The sequence below is a fragment of the Streptomyces echinoruber genome, assembly GCF_014651135.1.
GTDB classification, from domain to species: Bacteria; Actinomycetota; Actinomycetes; order Streptomycetales; family Streptomycetaceae; genus Streptomyces; species Streptomyces echinoruber.
This window is the reverse complement of record NZ_BMWH01000027.1, coordinates 52,201-68,938: the sequence shown is the minus strand read 5'-3', so window position 1 is coordinate 68,938 and position 16,738 is coordinate 52,201. Positions and strand designations below refer to the sequence as shown.

At 75.2% G+C, this 16,738-nt stretch carries 16 protein-coding genes and 1 tRNA gene; 10 read left to right on the top strand and 7 right to left on the bottom strand.

The genetic code is table 11. From position 1 onward, the window contains the following. The first annotated feature begins 249 nt into the window (after positions 1–249). The 4 genes from IE225_RS26085 to IE225_RS26070 all read left to right on the top strand — a co-directional run bounded on the left by IE225_RS26085 (position 250) and on the right by IE225_RS26070 (position 4,112). Positions 250–1,104, top strand: a complete 855-nt coding sequence (locus IE225_RS26085) for an SDR family NAD(P)-dependent oxidoreductase (RefSeq protein ID WP_190060059.1) — start codon at positions 250–252, stop codon at positions 1,102–1,104. Between the two features lie 16 nt (positions 1,105–1,120). Continuing rightward, a complete protein-coding gene (locus IE225_RS26080) occupies positions 1,121–2,062 on the top strand; it encodes a DMT family transporter (RefSeq protein ID WP_190060058.1) in 942 nt (313 codons plus the stop codon). Between the two features lie 294 nt (positions 2,063–2,356). Further along, the gene (locus IE225_RS26075) at positions 2,357–3,184 is read left to right on the top strand and encodes a polysaccharide deacetylase family protein (RefSeq protein ID WP_190060057.1); all 828 of its coding nucleotides are present in this window, start codon (positions 2,357–2,359) and stop codon (positions 3,182–3,184) included. A 181-nt stretch (positions 3,185–3,365) separates the two neighbouring features. Continuing rightward, positions 3,366–4,112 carry a cobalt-precorrin-6A reductase gene (locus IE225_RS26070; RefSeq protein ID WP_190060056.1) on the top strand — a complete coding sequence of 249 codons (747 nt, stop codon included), beginning with the start codon at positions 3,366–3,368 and terminating at the stop codon, positions 4,110–4,112. Positions 4,113–4,145: 33 nt separating this feature from the next. On the opposite strand, the gene cobF is transcribed toward IE225_RS26070, so the two are convergent. After that, positions 4,146–4,946 carry a precorrin-6A synthase (deacetylating) gene (gene cobF / locus IE225_RS26065; RefSeq protein ID WP_190060055.1) on the bottom strand — a complete coding sequence of 267 codons (801 nt, stop codon included), beginning with the start codon at positions 4,944–4,946 and terminating at the stop codon, positions 4,146–4,148. Positions 4,947–5,146: 200 nt separating this feature from the next. Further along, complete coding sequence (locus IE225_RS26060) at positions 5,147–5,677, bottom strand: DUF309 domain-containing protein (RefSeq protein ID WP_190060054.1); 531 nt, start codon at positions 5,675–5,677, stop codon at positions 5,147–5,149. A gap of 138 nt (positions 5,678–5,815) precedes the next feature. Between IE225_RS26060 and IE225_RS26055 the strand changes: the two genes are divergently transcribed. Next, positions 5,816–5,889, top strand: a tRNA-Pro gene (locus tag IE225_RS26055). Between the two features lie 178 nt (positions 5,890–6,067). On the opposite strand, the gene IE225_RS26050 is transcribed toward IE225_RS26055, so the two are convergent. From IE225_RS26050 to iolC, 5 genes are all read right to left on the bottom strand, one after another. Further along, positions 6,068–6,871 (bottom strand): GntR family transcriptional regulator, encoded by an 804-nt coding sequence (locus IE225_RS26050; RefSeq protein WP_190060053.1) that lies wholly within the window; start codon positions 6,869–6,871, stop codon positions 6,068–6,070. Between the two features lie 53 nt (positions 6,872–6,924). Continuing rightward, positions 6,925–8,796 carry a 3D-(3,5/4)-trihydroxycyclohexane-1,2-dione acylhydrolase (decyclizing) gene (iolD, locus tag IE225_RS26045; RefSeq protein ID WP_190060052.1) on the bottom strand — a complete coding sequence of 624 codons (1,872 nt, stop codon included), beginning with the start codon at positions 8,794–8,796 and terminating at the stop codon, positions 6,925–6,927. Continuing rightward, on the bottom strand, positions 8,793–9,695 hold the full coding sequence (gene iolB / locus IE225_RS26040; protein WP_190060051.1) for a 5-deoxy-glucuronate isomerase: 903 nt from the start codon (positions 9,693–9,695) through the stop codon (positions 8,793–8,795). The genes iolD and iolB overlap by 4 nt, the downstream gene beginning before the upstream one ends. A 97-nt stretch (positions 9,696–9,792) precedes the next feature. Next, positions 9,793–10,671: a Cgl0159 family (beta/alpha)8-fold protein gene (locus IE225_RS26035; RefSeq protein ID WP_190060050.1), complete on the bottom strand. Its 879-nt coding sequence runs from the start codon at positions 10,669–10,671 to the stop codon at positions 9,793–9,795. 540 nt (positions 10,672–11,211) lie between these two features. Next, positions 11,212–12,171, bottom strand: coding sequence for a 5-dehydro-2-deoxygluconokinase (gene iolC, locus IE225_RS26030; RefSeq protein ID WP_190060049.1), 960 nt, complete (start codon positions 12,169–12,171; stop codon positions 11,212–11,214). A gap of 329 nt (positions 12,172–12,500) precedes the next feature. Between iolC and IE225_RS26025 the strand changes: the two genes are divergently transcribed. The 5 genes from IE225_RS26025 to IE225_RS33510 form a co-directional block, all read left to right on the top strand. Further along, positions 12,501–13,520 (top strand): sugar ABC transporter substrate-binding protein, encoded by a 1,020-nt coding sequence (locus tag IE225_RS26025; protein WP_190060048.1) that lies wholly within the window; start codon positions 12,501–12,503, stop codon positions 13,518–13,520. After that, positions 13,520–14,596, top strand: coding sequence for an ABC transporter permease (locus tag IE225_RS26020; protein ID WP_190060096.1), 1,077 nt, complete (start codon positions 13,520–13,522; stop codon positions 14,594–14,596). The genes IE225_RS26025 and IE225_RS26020 overlap by 1 nt, the downstream gene beginning before the upstream one ends. 8 nt (positions 14,597–14,604) lie before the next feature. Continuing rightward, a complete protein-coding gene (locus IE225_RS26015) occupies positions 14,605–15,516 on the top strand; it encodes an ATP-binding cassette domain-containing protein (protein WP_190060047.1) in 912 nt (303 codons plus the stop codon). A 1-nt stretch (position 15,517) separates the two neighbouring features. After that, a complete protein-coding gene (locus tag IE225_RS26010) occupies positions 15,518–16,426 on the top strand; it encodes a sugar phosphate isomerase/epimerase family protein (RefSeq protein WP_190060046.1) in 909 nt (302 codons plus the stop codon). Positions 16,427–16,592: 166 nt separating this feature from the next. After that, positions 16,593–16,738 (top strand): Gfo/Idh/MocA family oxidoreductase (locus tag IE225_RS33510; RefSeq protein WP_229880053.1); only part of this gene is annotated, 146 nt, incomplete at its 3' end.

Genomic DNA, 16,738 nt, shown 5'->3' with positions numbered 1-16,738 from the left:
GGGGAAGGACGGGGGGAACCCGCGGCGCGGGAAGGGCGGGAGGAGGCGGAAAGGACATCGTCGGCCGCGGCGCGGCGGGTGCGGTCGTCGAGCACGGCCGCCCGAGTAACCCGTACGGCCCCGGGCAAACGACGGCACACTCTCCCGCCGCGTTTGGGACTCCGCCACCGGGTTACTCCGTGACCGCCTGGTCCCGCCCACCCGCCGGGAGCGCGTCGCCGCCCGTCGGGTCCCGGAGGTGCGTCGCCCATGTCCCACGTCCCGTCCCACGCGCGGTCCTCCGCCGCGCCGCCGGCCGGTGCGCGGCGGGCCCTCACGACGGTGCCGCCGCGGCCGGCGGACCGGACCGCGCCGGACGGCACCAGGACGGCCCTGGTCACCGGCGCCTCCTCGGGCATCGGCGCGGCCGTGGCGCGGCGGCTGGCCGCCGAGGGCGGCTGGCGACTCGTCCTCAACGGGCGCGACCGCACGCGCCTGGAGGACGTCGCCGCGGGTCTGCCCGCCCACCCCTTCCCCGCCGACCTCGGCCGCCCCGGCGCGGAACGGCGGCTGGCCGACTTCGCGCTCACCCGCCTCGGCCGGGTCGACCTGCTGGTGGCGGGCGCGGGCATCGGCTGGGCGGGGCCCTTCACCTCCATGCCGCCCGCGGCCATCGACGAGGTCGTCGACGTCGACGTGCGCTCCACGCTGCACCTGATCCGGCTCGTCCTGCCCCACATGGTCGCGCAGGGCCGCGGGCGCGTCGTCGTCATCGGCTCCCTGGCCGGCGCGGTCGGCGTGCGCGATGAGGCCGTCTACTCCGCCGCCAAGGCCGCGCTGGCCGCCTTCGCCGACGCCCTGCGCTACGAGCTGCGCGGCACCGGCGTCGGCGTCAGCCACGTGGTCCCGGGCGTCGTGGACACCCCCTTCTTCGAACGGCGCGGCACCCCCTACCGCCGGTCGCGGCCCCGCCCGGTCCCCGCCGAGCGGGTCGCCGACGCCGTGTGGGACGCGGTTGCCCGCGGCCGCGACGAGGTGTACGTCCCCGGCTGGCTGCGCCTGCCCGGCCGGATCCACGGTGCGGCCCCCGCCCTCTACCGGCGCCTGGCCGCGCGCTTCGGATGACGGGTGGGACAGCGGGGTGAACGCCCTCACCGTCGTCCTCGCCCTCCTGGCCGCCCTCGCCAACGCCGCGGCCTCGGTGTTCTGGCGCCGTGCCGCGCTGGCCGCGCCCAGGGCGGCGAAGACGCGGCGGGCGGAAAGCAGCCGCGCGCGGGAGCGCGTCCGCGCGGCGCGGGAGCGCGCCCGCGCCGCGCACCGCCGGTACTGGCTCGCGGGCGCCGCCGCCATGGCTCTCGCGGCGGCGGCGCAGGCCGCGGCCCTCGCCGTGGGCAGCCTGTCCCTCGTGCAGCCCCTGATGACGACCGAGCTGCTGTTCACGCTGGCGGTGGGCGCCGCCGTCTTCCACCGGCCTCCGGACCGGATCACCTGGGCGTCGTTCCTGGCGCTGGCGGCGGGCCTCGCGCTCTTCCTCGCGTCGGCCGCCCCCGTCGCGGGGCACTCCACCGCGGCGGTCGGCCGCTGGGCGGCCGCCGGGGCCGCCACCGGCGCGGCGGTGCTCCTGCTCGCCGCCGTCGCCCACCTGGTCCGGGGCGCTCCGCGGGCCGCGCTGCTGGGCCTGGCGGCGGCCCTGTCGTTCGCGGCCACGGCCGCCGTCCTGAAAGAGGTGACCGGGCGCCTGTCCAGGGGCCTGACCGCCCTGGTGACGGACTGGCCGCTCTACGCCCTCGCGCTCACCGGCGTCACCGCCCTGGTGCTGCTGCGGGGCGCCTTCCGGGCCGGCACCCTGGTGGCCTCCCAGCCCGCCCTCACCCTCGGTGACGCGCTCACCAGCATGGCCCTGGGCTGGGCGCTGTTCGGCGAGCGCATCGCGCTCGGCCCGCGCCTGCTGCCGGAGGCGGTCGGCGTCGCGCTCATCGCCGCCGGCAGCATCGGACTGGCCCGGGCGCCCACCGTCTCCGGCGACTGGGACACCGGCGGGACACCGAGCGGGCAGCCACCGCGGACGGCGAGCGCGGCGTGACCGGAAGCTGGAGCATGGCCGGGGATGACATGTGGCCGGAGGGCGATGTGTGCCTGGGGACGAAGGGCGACCGGGGGGCGGTGCGTGCCTGGTCCGGGGGCCGGAGCGTGGCCGGGGACGGTGCGCGCCTGGTGCGGAGGCCGCAACGTGGCCGGGGGCGACGCGTGGCCGGAGGGCGATGCGTGTCCGGGGGCGAAGGGTGACCGGGGACGGTGCGCGCCTGGTGCGGAGGCCGGAGCATGGCCGGAAGTCGCAGCGTGACCGCGTGACCGGAGGACGAAAGGAGGCTCCTCGATGAACCGCCGTTCCGCCCGCCCCGGCAGCACGGCCACGACGCCGGGCCCCGTCCGCCCCGCCGGCGCGCCCCCCGTCCGTGTCCGTCCTGCGGCCGCCGCCGTTCTGCTGCCGTGTACCGCCGCGGTCGCCGCGGTGGCCGCCGCGCACCTCGTGCCGGCCGCCACCTGGCTGCCCCGCCTGCGCGCCGCCTGTTTCCCGCGGCTGGCCGGCCTCGGCCACCCCCGCCACGTCGCCCTCACCTTCGACGACGGCCCGGACCCGGCGACCACCCCCCGCTTCCTCGACGCCCTGGACGACCTCGGGGTGCGTGCCACCTTCTTCGTCCTCGGCGAGAGCGTCGTCCGCCACCCCGGGCTCACCCGGGAGATCGCCGGCCGCGGGCACGAACTCGCCGTGCACGGCTGGACCCACGGCCGCCCCTGGCTGCCCGCGCCGGCCCGGGATCTGCGCGAGACGGAGCTGGCCGGCCGCGTCGTGCACGACACCACGGGCCGACGGCCCCGCTGGTACCGGCCCCCGTACGGCATCCTCACCTCCGGACGCTGGGCCGCCGCCCGCCGGGCCGGCCTGCGTCCGGTGCTGTGGACCGCGTGGGGCCGGGACTGGACGGCGGACGCCACCCCCGCCTCCGTGCGCGCCGCCGTCGGCGCCGACCTGCGCGGCGGCGGCACGATCCTGCTCCACGACACCGATCGCACCGCCGCCCCCGGCTGCTGGCGCGCCGCCCTCGGCGCCCTCCCCGGCCTCGTCCGGGACTGCCGGGAGGCCGGCTGGGAGGTGGGGCCGCTGGCGGAGCACGGGGTGGGGGCGCGGGCGGAGCGGTAGCGGCCCGGACCCCGGCCTGGCCCCCGGACTCCCGGCCTGCCCTCGGCCCGGACTCCCCGCTTGCCCTCGGCCCGGACTCCCGGCCCGGACCCCGGACCTCCGGCGGGCTCGGACCCCGGACCTCCGGCGGGCTCGGACCCCGGACCGCCGGCCGGCCCGGGCCCGCCGTACGCTCGTCGCCATGTCCCCGCACGTCCTGGTCCTCGGCGGCACCGCCGAGGCACGTGAACTGGCCGCCGAGCTGGCGGCGCGCCCCGGTGTGCGGGTCACCGTCTCGCTGGCGGGGCGGGTGACGCGCCCCGCGGCGGTCGCGGGGCAGGTACGCACCGGCGGGTTCGGCGGGCCGGAGGGACTCGCCGCGTGGCTGCGGGAACACCGCGTGGACGCCCTCGTCGACGCCACCCACCCCTTCGCCGAGACGATCACGCGCAACGCGGCGCGGGCCGCGGCGGCCGTCGGGGTGCCCGCGGTCGTCCTGCGCCGCCCGGGCTGGCGGCCCGGCGAGGGCGACCGCTGGCACGACGCGGCCTCCCTGCCGGCCGCCGCCGACCTGCTGCCGCGGCTGGGACGCCGGGTGTTCCTGACCACCGGCCGCCTGGGCCTGGCGGCCTTCGCGCACCTGACCGGGCTGCGTTTCCTCGTGCGGTCCGTGGAGCCGCCCGCGCCGCCGCTGCCGCCGCACACCGAGGTGCTGCTGGCGCGCGGGCCGTTCACCGTGGCCGGCGAGGAGGCGCTGCTGCGCGGGCACCGCATCGACGTGCTGGTGACGAAGGACAGCGGCGGCGCGGCGACCGCGGCGAAACTGACGGCCGCGCGACGGCTCGGGGTGCCGGTGGTGGTCGTCCGGCGCCCTCCGCTGCCGCCCGGCGTGACGGCCGTCCCCGACGTGCCCGGCGTGCTGGAGCGGCTCGGGCTCACCGCGCCGTGACGGCGCCCGGGGCCGTCGCCCGCCCGCTGCCGGCTACGCGCCGTCGCCGTCCTCGCGGCGCCGTCGCAGCAGGTACGTGTCCATGATCCAGCCCTTGCGTGCGCGCGCCTGCGCCCGCAGCCGCTCGATGCGCGGGGCGACCTCGGCGAGCGGGCCGGAGACGAGGATCTCGTCCGGGGTGCCGAGGTAGGCGCCCCAGTAGATGTCGATGTCGCCGGCGTCGTCGGCGTCCCGGTCGGCGTACCGCCGGAAGGCCTGGTGCGCGTCGAGCATCACCACGACGTCGTCCGCGTCCCGCGGGAAGCCCTCGGCGAGCCGCCGGCCGGTGGTGATCTGCACCGGGCCGCCGACCCGGTTCAGCCCGGTGCGGTGCCGGGCGGCGAGCGCGGAGACGCTGCTGATGCCGGGCACGACGGTGTACTCGAAGGTCACCGTGCCGCGGGCCAGTACCTCCTCGAGGATGCCCAGCGTGCTGTCGTACAGCGCGGGGTCCCCCCACACCAGGAACGCGCCGGTCTCGTCCTCGCCCAGCTCCTCGGCGATCAGCCGCTCGTAGATGCCGGCGCGGGCGCTGCGCCAGTCCCCGACGGCGGGGGAGTAGGCGGCGCCGCCCGCGGTGCGGTCCCGCTCGGGGTCGCGGGCCTCGACGAGACGGTACGTCCCCTCGGGCACGTGCGCGGCGAGGATGTCCCGGCGCAGCCCGACGAGGTCCGCCTTGGCCTCTCCCTTGTCCAGGAGGAAGAACACGTCCGTGGCCCGCAGGGCCTTCACCGCCTGCAGGGTCAGCTGGTCGGGGTCGCCCGCGCCGATACCGATGACATTGATCCTTCGCACGCCCCGAGTCTGCCGTACGCCCCTGGCGCCACCGCCCCCGGCCCCGGACCGCACGTCGACTCCGGACCGCGCGTCGATCCCGGACCGCGCGCCGACTCCGGACCGCGCGCCGACTCCGCACCGCGCGTCGGCCGGCCGCGGCGGTGTGCGCCGGTCCTGGCGACCGCGCGCCGCGCTGCCGTGGCGTGTGCGCCGCGCCGCTACGGCGTCCCGGTGAGCCGGGGCGCGTGCGCCGCCGCGTCGACGGGCCCGCCGCCGGCCGCCACCTCCCCGGCCAGCCGGCGCGCCCACGCCGTCAGCCCCGCCAGGTCCATCCCGTACGGCTGCGAGCGCCCCTGCTCGGCCATCCACTCCTCGACGGCGCCGGCGCCGCGGCGCAGCAGCCGGGCGCCGCCGGCGGCGTTGCCGCGCGCGGCGTGGGTGAGGCCGACGGCGAGCTGGGCGAGCCCGCGCCACAGCGTGCGCTCCGCCTGCGGTCCCGACTTCCAGGCGTCCTCGAACACCTCGTGGGCGTGGAACGGCCGCCCGGACGCCAGCAGCGCCTGCGCCTCGGCCACCGTCTCGCGCGGGGTGCGTACGACGCCCTCCGGCTGCCGGGGCACGCCCTCGGTGCCGTACGGCAACGGCCGCCCGAGGCCGTCCCGGGGCCGGGCGTTGCGGGCCCGGCCCGCGCCGTCCCGGTCCCGCGCGGCGGCCGCCGGCCGCGGCCGGGGTGAGGATGCACTGCTCATACGCCTGCCCATACGCCGATTGTCCCCCGGCTTGTCCCTCCGGCTCGTTCCCCGGCCCCGGATCCGCTTCGGCCCACCCCGTCGCGTGCGGTAAAGTGATGCCCGCGCGATCACTTCGGAAGGCCGTCGTGAGCGCATCGGGACGTGGCGCAGCTTGGTAGCGCACTTGACTGGGGGTCAAGGGGTCGCAGGTTCAAATCCTGTCGTCCCGACTTGCGAGAACGCGGTCCGAGGGGCCCGGCCGGAAATTTCCGGCCGGGCCCCTCGGGCGTGTTCCACCCGGCACGCCCGGCACTCGTTCCGGCGTCTGTTCCGGCGCCCGTGCCGCCGCCCGGCGGCACGGGCCCGGCCGGTGCGCCGACCCCGGGCGGGTGCCGCCGGGGCGGGCGGTCACGGCCGGACCAGCAGCCGGAAGTCGAACGTGTACCGCGACGCCCGGTACAGGTGCGTGCCGTACTCGACGGGGCGGCCGGTGTCGTCGTAGGCCGTGCGCCGCATGGTGAGCAGGGCGGCGCCCTCCGGCTCGTCGAGGCGCGCCGCCTCCTCGGGACCGGCCGCGCGGGCGCCGATGGTCTGGTGGGCGCTGTGCAGGGTGATGCCGGCGGTGCGCAGCAGCCGGTACAGGCCGGTCGACTCCAGCCGCTCGGTACCGAGGTCGAGCAGGGCCTCGGGCAGGTAGGTGCACAGCAGCGCCACCGGCCGGCCGTGGGCGCGGCGCAGCCGCTCCAGCAGCCGCACCTCGCTGCCCGGCGCGAGCCGCAGGGCGGCGGCGACGCCGGGCGGCGCGGGCACCGTCTCGTTGCGCACCACCTCGGTGGCCGGCTGCTGCCCGGCCGCCTCCAGGTCGTCGTAGAGGCTGCTCAGCTCCAGCGGGCGCCGGACCTGGCTGTGCACCACTTGCGTGCCCACCCCGCGCCGCCGCACCAGCAGCCCCTTGTCGACGAGGGACTGGAGGGCCTGGCGGACGGTGGGGCGGGACAGGCCGAGGCGGACGGAGAGGTCCACCTCGTTGCCCAGGAGGTTGCCCGGGGCGAGGACCCCGTGCTCGATCGCCGCCTCCAGCTGCCGGGCGAGCTGGTGGTACAGCGGCACCGGACTGGCGCGGTCCAGCGCAAGGTCCAGCGCGTCGAGCGCGGTGGCGCCCGCGCCGCGCGCGCCGCGCGGGCGGTCGCCGGTCTTCGTCGTCCTCGGCACCGGGCACTCCCGGGGATCGTTGTGTGACGTGCCGTCAGGAATTGTCGGAGTGCTCACAGGTGGCGGCGGCGGCCGGCGACGTGCCGGTCGTAGCGTTCCCGGGCGGCGCGCGCGGCCTCGCGGGTGGCGGTCTCGGCGACCGGCACGTCCCACCAGGCCTGCGCGGGGGGAGCGGTCGGCGTCGGGTCGGTCTCCACGTACACGCACGTCGGCCGGTCCGAGGCCCGCGCGGCCGCCAGGGCCTCGCGCAGCTCGCGCACCGTCTTGGCGCGCAGCACGTCCATGCCGAGGCTGGCCGCGTTGGCGGCGAGGTCGACGGGGAGCGGGGCGCCGGTGAAGGTGCCGTCGGCGGCCCGGTGGCGGTAGGCGGTGCCGAAGCGCTCGCCGCCGGTCTCCTCCGACAGGCCGCCGATGGAGGCGTAGCCGTGGTTCTGGACGAGGACGACGTTGACGGGCAGGCCCTCCTGCACCGCGGTGACGAGCTCCGTCGGCATCATCAGGTAGGTGCCGTCGCCGACCAGCGCCCACACCACCGTCTCCGGCGCGGCCTGCTGGACGCCGATGGCGGCGGGGATCTCGTAGCCCATGCAGGAGTAGCCGTACTCCAGGTGGTACTGGCGCGGGCTGCGCGCCCGCCACAGCTTGTGCAGGTCGCCGGGGAGCGAACCGGCCGCGTTGATCACCACGTCGTCGTCCCCGACGACCGCGTCCAGCGCGCCCAGCACCTGCGTCTGCGTCGGTACGGCGCTGTCGTCCGCGGCGCGGTAGGCGGCCGCCACCACCTGCTCCCAGCGCTCCTTGCCGGCGCGGTACTCCGCCTCGTAGGCGGCATCCACGCGGTGGCCGTCCAGCGCCTCCCGCAGCCGCTCCAGCCCGGCCCGCGCGTCGCAGACCAGGGTCCGCGCGGCGAGCTTGTGGGCGTCGAAGGCGGTGATGTTGAGGTTGAGGAAGCGCACCCGGGGGTTTTCGAACAGGGTGCCGGAGGCGGTGGTGAAGTCGGTGTAACGGGTGCCGACGCCGATCACCAGGTCGGCGGTGCGGGCGAGGTCGTCGGCGACCGCGGTGCCGGTGTGGCCGATGCCGCCGAGGTCGGCCGGGTGGTCGTGGCGCAGCGAGCCCTTGCCGGCCTGGGTGGAGGCCACCGGGATGCCGGTGGCGTCGACGAACGCCTGGAGCGCCGCCTCGGCCCGGCTGTGGTGCACACCGCCGCCGGCGACGATCAGCGGCCGCTCGGCCGCCCGGATCAGGCGGACCGCCTCCGCCAGCTCGGCCCGGTCGGGCTCGGGCCGTCGCACGTGCCACACCCGCTCGGCGAAGAACTCCTCCGGCCAGTCGTACGCCTCGGCCTGCACGTCCTGCGGCAGGGCGAGGGTGACCGCGCCGGTCTCGGCGGGGTCGGTGAGCACCCGCATCGCCTGCAGCGCCGACGGGATCAGCGCCTCGGGCCGGGTGATCCGGTCGAAGTACCGCGACACCGGCCGGAGCGTGTCGTTGACGGACACGTCCGCCTCGACCGGGTGCTCCAGCTGCTGCAGCAGCGGGTCGGCGGGGCGGGTGGCGAAGTAGTCGCCGGGCAGCAGCAGGACCGGCAGGCGGTTGATGGTGGCCAGGGCGGCACCGGTGACCAGGTTGGTGGCGCCGGGCCCGATGGAGGTGGTCACGGCCTGCGTGGACAGCCGGTCGAGCTGGCGGGCGTGGCCGACGGCCGCGTGCACCATGGCCTGCTCGTTGCGGCCCTGGTGGTACGGCATCACGTCGGCGTACTCCACCAGCGCCTGGCCGATCCCGGCCACGTTGCCGTGGCCGAAGATGCCCCAGGTGCCGGCGATCAGCCGGTGCCGTACCCCGTCGCGCTCGGTGTACTGCGCGGCGAGGAACCGCACCAGCGCCTGGGCGGTGGTCAGTCGGCGGGTGGTTGCGTTCATCGGGACCTCTCGGGCGCGGTGTAGAGGGGCAGACGGGGGTCGACGGGCCGGCCCGGCCAGGTGCCGCGGATCCAGGCGTGGTCGGGGTGGTCGCAGATCAGCCAGGCACGTTCGGCCCCGGGGCCGGCCATGACGTTGAGGTAGTACATGTGGTGGCCGGGCACGGCCATCGACGGCCCGTGCCAGCCGTCCGGGATGAGCACGACGTCGCCGTCGCGGACCTCGGCCAGCACGTCCGTGCCGCGGCCCCGCCCGGAGGGGGAGACCCGCTGGTAGCCGAGGCCGGGCGTGCCGTCGTGGGCGGCGAACTCGAAGTAGTAGATCTCCTCCAGGACCGACTCCTCGCCGGGACGGTGCTCGTCGTGCTTGTGCGGCGGGAACGACGACCAGTTGCCGCCCGGGGTGAGCACTTCCACCGCGATGAGCTTGTCGCACTCGAAGACCCCGGCCGCGCCGAAGTTGTTCACCTGACGGGAGCAGTTGCCCGTGCCGCGCAGCTCCACCGGGACCGACTCGGCCGGCCCGTAGCGGGCGGGCAGCCGGCGGGTGCAGCGGGCGCCGGTCAGCGCGAACCGGCCGCCGCCGTCGGAGGCGACGGTGACGCGGGCCTCGCGCGGCACGTACGCGAAGTCACTGACCGCGGTGAAGACGCTGTCGCGGCCGGTGAGGGCGAAGGTGGCGTGACCGGAGTCGTCGGCGCAGGCCACGGTGCAGCCCCCGGCGAGCGGCAGCACGATCCACTCGCTCTCCTCAGTGCCGAAGGTGTGCGAGCCGCCCGGCGGCAGCTCCAGCACGCGCAGGCTGGAGTAGCCCCAGCCGGCGGTGGCGGGGGTGACGTCCACGGTGTACGGGCCGCCCAGGGCCTTGCCGGCGGGAAGGTGGTACGGGCTGGAGGTCATCGTCTGCTGTCTCCTCGGCGTCGCGGGTCGTCGTCGGCGGCGGCCGGTCGGCGTGGCCGGTTCCCGGGATCGGGGCGGGGCGTCCCGGTCTTCGTCCTCACAGCAGGGCCACGGCGGTGTCGACGGCGGCGGCGACGTCGTCGTCGGGCGGGTAGAGCAGGGCGCGGCCGGCGATCAGGCCGTGCACGGTGGGCAGGCGCAGGGCCTTGCGCCACTTGTCGAAGGTGGCGTCCGGGTCGTCGCCGACCTCACCGCCGAGCAGGACGGCGGGCAGGGTGGAGGCGGCCAGCGCCTGGGCCATGGCGTCGGGGTCGTCGGTGACGGGGAGTTTCAGCCAGGTGTAGGCGGAGGTGCCGCCCAGACCGGAGGCGATGGCGATGGCGCGGGTGACGGCCGGGGCGGACAGGTCGTGGTGCACCCGGCCGTGGCGGCGGTGGCTGAGGAAGGGCTCGACGAAGACGGGCAGGCGGTGGGCGGCCATGTCGTTCACGGCGCGGGCGGCGGCCTCCAGGGTGGCCAGGGAGCCGGGGTCGGTGTAGTCGAGGCGCAGCAGCAGCTTGCCGGCGTCGAAGCGCAGCCGGGCCAGGTCGGCGGCGCGGTGGCCGGTGAAGCGGTCGTCGAGTTCGAAGGCGGCGCCGGCCAGGCCACCGCGGTTCATGGAGCCGATGGCGACCTTGTTCTCCAGCGCGCCGAGCAGCAGCAGATCCTCCAGGATGTCGGCGGTGGCCAGCACGCCGTCGACGCCGGGGCGGGAGAGGGCCAGGCACAGGCGTTCCAGCAGCTCGGCGCGGTTGGCCATGGCCAGCTCGCGGCCGCCGGCGCCGAGCGCGCCGCGGGCCGGGTGGTCGGCGGCGACGATCATCAGGCGGCCGCGGTCGCCGAGCAGCGGACGCCGCACCCGGCGCGCGGCCGCCTCCGCGACCGCCTCCGGACGGCGGGCTCTGACCGCGGTGAGGTCGGGGATGCTGAGGGTCAAGACAGGCTCCGTTCGGGTGGCTCGGCCGGCCGGGGCGGCCGGGTGGGCCGGGTGGGCCGCTGGGGGAGTGGGCCGGGTGCGGCCTCGGGGCGCCGGCGGGGTGGTGGGGGTGGTCGGTCGGGGGGCGGTGCCGGGGGCGGGGTTCTGCGGTGGCGGGACGGTGGCGGTGGCCGCGCGGCCGCGCGGTGGCGGCCGGCGAGGTCGGGCAGTGGGGGCCGGTTGTGTGCGGCTGCCGGCCGGTCGGATGCGGTGTGCTCGTGCGTCCGGCCGCTCGGTGCGCCCGACCACCCGGTGTGCCCGACCGCTTGGTGCGTCCGGCGGCTCGCTCGGCTCGGTCGGTGTCCCGTTCCGGGCGCCGGACCGGCTCCGTGAGCGTGTGCCCGTCGGCCGGGACCGGGCTCGGCCGACCGGTCCGGCCGCCCGGATTCCCGGCGCCCGGGGGGGCAGGTTGCCGGGTACCGGGCACCGGACCCGGCGGTCCCGCCGCCCTCCCGTCCCGCCCGCCGTGCGCGGACACCGGCATCGGGGTCAGGCACGGGGTCAGGCCAGGGACGCCAGCAGTTCCTCCACCTCCTTCGCCGTGGGCATCGCCGAGGAGCAGGCGAGGCGGGAGGCGACGAGGGCGCCGGCCGCGTTGGCGTGGCGCATGACGCGCTCCAGGTCCCAGCCGGAGAGCAGGCCGTGGCACAGGGAGCCGCCGAAGGCGTCGCCGGCGCCGAGGCCGTTGACGACCTCGACCGGAACCGGCGGCACCTCGGCGCGGCCGCCGTCGCGGTGCACGGCGAGGACGCCCTTGGGGCCCTGCTTGACCACGGCGAGCTCCACCCCCGCCGCCAGCAGCGCCTCCGCGCAGGCCTGCGGCTCGCGCACCCCGGTGGCGACCTCGCACTCGTCGAGGTTGCCGACGGCGACGGTGGCGTACCGCAGCGCCTCCCGGTAGTGGGGGCGGGCCTGCTCGGGGTCCCGCCAGAACATCGGGCGCCAGTCCAGGTCGAAGACGGTGGTGCCGGCCCTGTCCCGCGCCCGGAGCGCGGCGAGCGTCGCCGAGCGGCTGGGCTCCTCGCTCAGCCCGGTGCCGGTCATCCAGAAGATGCGCGCGCGGCGCAGGGCGGAGTGGTCCAGTTCGTCGCCGCGGATCTCCAGATCGGGCGCCTTGGGCTGCCGGTAGAAGTAGAGCGGGAAGTCGTCCGGCGGGAAGATCTCGCAGAAGGTGATCGGGGTGGGCAGTCCGGGTACGGGCGTGACCCAGCGGTCGTCGACCCCGAACTCCCGCAGCGCCTCGTGCAGGTAGGTGCCGAAGGGATCGTCGCCGGTGCGGGTGATCACCGCCGTACGGCGGCCGAGGCGGGCCGCGGCGACCGCCACGTTGGCGGCCGAGCCGCCGAGGAACTTGCCGAAGGTCTCCACCCGGCTCAGTGGGACACCGGACTGCAACGGGTAGAGATCGACGCCGATACGGCCCATCGTGATCAGATCGAAGGGCTGGGATGATGCGGCCATGCGCGATGCTCCTCGGACTGGGCGGGGGATGCGGGCACCGCCGGAAGGTCCTCGGGACGCCTTCCGCGCGGGTCCTGCCGCCTCCCAGGTGTAGGCCCCGGACGGCGACGCTGTCAATAGTTTGTACTTACATTCGGACCTGCTTGTGAAATGATGTCTTAACAAAGTATTGACAGCGGGCGCCCCAAGGGATTGGATCGCGTCCCAGCGCAACAGCCGCAACGCGGCACGACAACCGCAGCGCGGCACCCTTACGCAAGCAGCGAGAACCGGCCACCGGACCTCGCCCCCTCGTCTCCCCCCCGGTCGCACAGTGAGGTGCAGGAAAGATGGACCGCTCTTCCCACCCCCGCTCCCGCAGACTCGCCCCCTTCGTGGCCCTCGCCGCGGCGGCGGCCCTGACCCTCGCCGGCTGCTCCAGCAGCTCCGGGGGCAAGAAGTCCGAGGAGGGTGGGGCGAACGCCTCCGCGGGCAAGGCCACCACCCCGCGCATGACGGTCGCACTGGTCACGCACCAGTCACCCGGCGACACGTTCTGGGACATCGTCCGCAAGGGCGCCGAGGCCGCCGCCGCCAAGGACAACATCAAGCTGGTCTACTCCGCCGATCCCAACGCCGGCAACCAGGCGAACCTGGTGCAGAACGCGATCGACCAGAAGGTCGACGGCATCGCCGTCACCCTCGCCAAGCCCGACGCCCTCAAGAGCGTCGTCGCCAAGGCCAAGGGCGCCAACATACCCGTCGTCGGCCTCAACTCCGGCGTCAGCGACTGGAAGAAGCTCGGCCTGCTGGAGTTCTTCGGCCAGGACGAGACCGTCGCCGGCGAGGCCTTCGGCAAGAAGCTCAACGAGGTCGGCGCCAAGCACACCGTCTGCGTCATCCAGGAGCAGGGCAACATCGGCCTCACCCAGCGCTGCGACGGCGTGAAGAAGACCTTCAGCGGCAAGACCGACGTCCTCTACGTCAACGGCACCGACATGCCGTCCGTGAAGTCGACGATCACCGCGAAGCTGAAGCAGGACAAGTCCATCGACTACGTCGCCACCCTCGGCGCCCCCTTCGCGCTGACCGCGGTGCAGTCGGTGAGCGACGCCGGCAGCAAGGCCAGGATCGCCACCTTCGACCTGAACAAGGACCTCACCAAGGCCATCCAGAACGGGACCATCCAGTTCGCCGTCGACCAGCAGCCCTACCTGCAGGGCTACCTGGCGATCGACTCCCTGTGGCTCTACAAGAACAACGGCAACTACAGCGGCGGCGGCGAGCAGCCGGTGCTGACCGGCCCCGCCTTCGTCGACAAGACCAACGTCGACAAGGTCGCCCAGTTCGCCGCGAAGGGCACTCGGTGATCGGTATGACCCAGCAGGCTGCGCCGGCGGTGACCACACCGCCGGCCCCCGGCCGGAAGGAGAGCGACGGACGGACCGCGCGGCGCCCGCCGGCGCTGCGGCTGCTCGCCCGGCCGGAGGTCGGCGTCTTCCTGGGCGCCGTCGCCGTGTTCGTCTTCTTCCTCGTCGCGGCGCCCACGGTCCGCCAGGGCAGTTCGATGGCGACGGTGCTCTACCAGTCGTCGACCATCGGCATCATGGCGCTGCCCGTGGCGCTGCTGATGATCGGCGGCGAGTTCGACCTCTCCGCCGGCGTCGCGGTGATCACCTCCGCGCTGACCGCGAGCATGCTCAGCTACCAGCTCACCCTCAACGTCTGGATGGGCGTGGTCGTCGCCCTGGTCGTCTCGTTGGGGATCGGCGCGTTCAACGGCTGGATGCTGGTCAAGACCGGCCTGCCGAGCTTCCTGGTCACCCTCGGCACGTTCCTGATCCTGCAGGGCGTGAACCTCGCGGTGACCAAGCTGGTCACCGGCAACGTCGCCACCGACGACATCAGCGACATGGACGGCTTCGACCAGGCGAAGAAGATCTTCGCGTCGTCCTTCGACGTCGGCGGCGTCCAGGTGAAGATCACCGTGGTGTGGTGGCTGTTCTACGCCGCCCTGGCCACCTGGGTGCTGCTGCGCACCAAATACGGCAACTGGATCTTCGCGGTCGGCGGCAACAAGGACAGCGCCCGCGCGGTCGGCGTCCCCGTCACCTTCACCAAGATCTCGCTGTTCATGCTCGTCGGCTTCGGCGCCTGGTTCGTCGGCATGCACCAGCTGTTCTCCTTCAACACCGTGCAGTCCGGCGAGGGCGTCGGCCAGGAGCTCATCTACATCGCCGCGGCCGTCATCGGCGGCTGCCTGCTCACCGGCGGCTACGGCTCCGCGATCGGCCCGGTCTTCGGCGCCTTCATGTTCGGCATGGTGAACCAGGGCATCGTCTACGCCGGCTGGAACCCCGACTGGTTCAAGGCCTTCCTCGGCGTGATGCTCCTCGGCGCCGTCCTGATCAATCTGTGGGTCCAGCGCACGGCGACCCGGAGGTGACCGACCCCATGACGACCAACGGAACCGGAACCCACGGCGCCGTCCTCGCCGACACCCCGCCCGAGCGGGACCGCCCCCTGGTCGAACTGCGGGGCGCCGGCAAGTCCTACGGCAACATCCACGCCCTGCACGGCGTCGACCTCGCCGTCCACCCCGGCCGGGTGACCTGCGTGCTCGGCGACAACGGCGCCGGCAAGTCCACCCTCATCAAGATCATCTCCGGGCTGCACCAGCACACCGAGGGCGAGTTCCTCGTCGACGGCGAGCCGGTCCGCTTCACCACCCCGCGCGAAGCCCTCGACCGGGGCATCGCCACCGTCTACCAGGACCTCGCCGTCGTCCCGCTGATGCCGGTGTGGCGCAACTTCTTCCTCGGCTCGGAGATGACCAAAGGCCCCTGGCCCTTCCGGCGCCTGGACATCGCCCGCATGAAGAAGACCGCGGACGAGGAACTGCGCAACATGGGCATCGTCCTGGACGACCTGGAGCAGCCCATCGGCACCCTCTCCGGCGGCCAGCGCCAGTGCGTGGTGATCGCCCGCGCCGTCTACTTCGGCGCCCGCGTCCTCATCCTGGACGAGCCGACCGCCGCCCTCGGCGTCAAGCAGTCCGGCGTGGTGCTGAAGTACATCGCCGCCGCCCGCGACCGCGGCCTCGGCGTCATCTTCATCACCCACAACCCGCACCACGCCTACATGGTCGGCGACCACTTCACCGTGCTGCGCCTGGGCACCGTGGAACTGTCCGCCGCCCGCAGCGAGATCGGCCTCGAGGAACTGACCCACCACATGGCGGGCGGCGCCGAACTGGCCGCGCTCAAGCACGAGCTGGCCCAGGTGCGCGGCGTCGACGTGGACGAACTGCCCGAAGAGGGCGACCTGCAGGCACCCGTGGCGTCCTCCTCCGAAGGGACCTCCTGAGATGACCCAGACCCCCGTCCTGGACCGCATCCGGGTCGGCTCCGCCCCCGACTCGTGGGGCGTGTGGTTCCCCGACGACCCCCGGCAGGTCCCCTGGCAACGCTTCCTGGACGAGGTCGCCGAGGCCGGCTACTCCTGGATCGAGCTCGGCCCCTACGGCTACCTGCCGACCGACCCGGCCCGCCTCACCGAGGAGGTGGACCGGCGCGGCCTGAAGGTGTCCGCCGGCACCGTCTTCACGGGCCTGCACCGCGGCCCGGCGGTGTGGGAGTCCACCTGGGAGCACGTCGGCCAAGTCGCCTCCCTCACCCGGGCGATGGGCGCGAAGCACCTCGTCGTCATCCCCTCCTTCTGGCGCGACGACAAGACCGCCGAGATCCTGGAGCCGCCGGAGCTGACGAACGAGCAGTGGACCCACCTGACCCGGGGCATGGAGCGCCTCGGCCGCGAGGTGAAGGAGACCTACGGCCTGGACATCGTCGTCCATCCGCACGCCGACACCCACATCGACACCGAGGAGCACGTCGAACGCTTCCTCGACTCCACCGACTCCGACCTGGTCAACCTCTGCCTCGACACCGGGCACTACGCCTACTGCGGCGGCGACAGCGTCAAACTGATCGAGACCTACGGCGAGCGCATCGGCTACCTGCACCTCAAGCAGGTCGACCCGGAGATCCTGGCGGACGTGCGGGCGCACGGCGTGCCGTTCGGACCGGCGGTGCAGCGCGGGGTGATGTGCGAGCCGCCGTCCGGGGTGCCGGCGCTGGAGCCGGTGCTGGCGGCGGCGCAGAAGCTCGGCGTGGAGCTGTTCGCCATCGTCGAGCAGGACATGTACCCGTGCGAGCCGGACAAGCCGCTGCCGATCGCAATGCGCACGCGGAAGTTCCTCAGGAGCTGCGGGGCCTGACACGGCGCGGTGGGGCGGCGGCGCGGCCGGTGGTGCGCCCGCCCCGCCGCGGACGGCGGCGCCCCGCGACCGGGAGCGCCGGGCACCACCCGCCGGCGCCGGGCCGTGCGACGGCCCGCGGCCGGCCGCGCGGGGACGGACGAGGCAAGGGGGAGGGCGGGACACCATGACGCAGCCGGCGGACCTCGGGATCGCCGTCATCGGAACCGGCCGCATGGGCGCCGACCACGTGCGCCGCATCCAGCGCACGATCAGCGGCGCCCGCGTCACCGCCGTCGCGGACGTCGACGCCGACCGCGCCGAACGCGTCGC

Coding starts and splice junctions, on each gene's coding strand:
- IE225_RS26085 (WP_190060059.1), top strand. CDS start 250: ATGTCCCACGTCCCGTCCCACGCGCGGTCCTCCGCCGCGCCGCCGGCC.
- IE225_RS26075 (WP_190060057.1), top strand. CDS start 2,357: ATGAACCGCCGTTCCGCCCGCCCCGGCAGCACGGCCACGACGCCGGGC.
- IE225_RS26070 (WP_190060056.1), top strand. CDS start 3,366: ATGTCCCCGCACGTCCTGGTCCTCGGCGGCACCGCCGAGGCACGTGAA.
- IE225_RS26060 (WP_190060054.1), bottom strand. CDS start 5,677: ATGAGCAGTGCATCCTCACCCCGGCCGCGGCCGGCGGCCGCCGCGCGG.
- iolD (WP_190060052.1), bottom strand. CDS start 8,796: ATGAACGCAACCACCCGCCGACTGACCACCGCCCAGGCGCTGGTGCGG.
- iolB (WP_190060051.1), bottom strand. CDS start 9,695: ATGACCTCCAGCCCGTACCACCTTCCCGCCGGCAAGGCCCTGGGCGGC.
- iolC (WP_190060049.1), bottom strand. CDS start 12,171: ATGGCCGCATCATCCCAGCCCTTCGATCTGATCACGATGGGCCGTATC.
- IE225_RS26025 (WP_190060048.1), top strand. CDS start 12,501: ATGGACCGCTCTTCCCACCCCCGCTCCCGCAGACTCGCCCCCTTCGTG.
- IE225_RS26015 (WP_190060047.1), top strand. CDS start 14,605: ATGACGACCAACGGAACCGGAACCCACGGCGCCGTCCTCGCCGACACC.
- IE225_RS26010 (WP_190060046.1), top strand. CDS start 15,518: ATGACCCAGACCCCCGTCCTGGACCGCATCCGGGTCGGCTCCGCCCCC.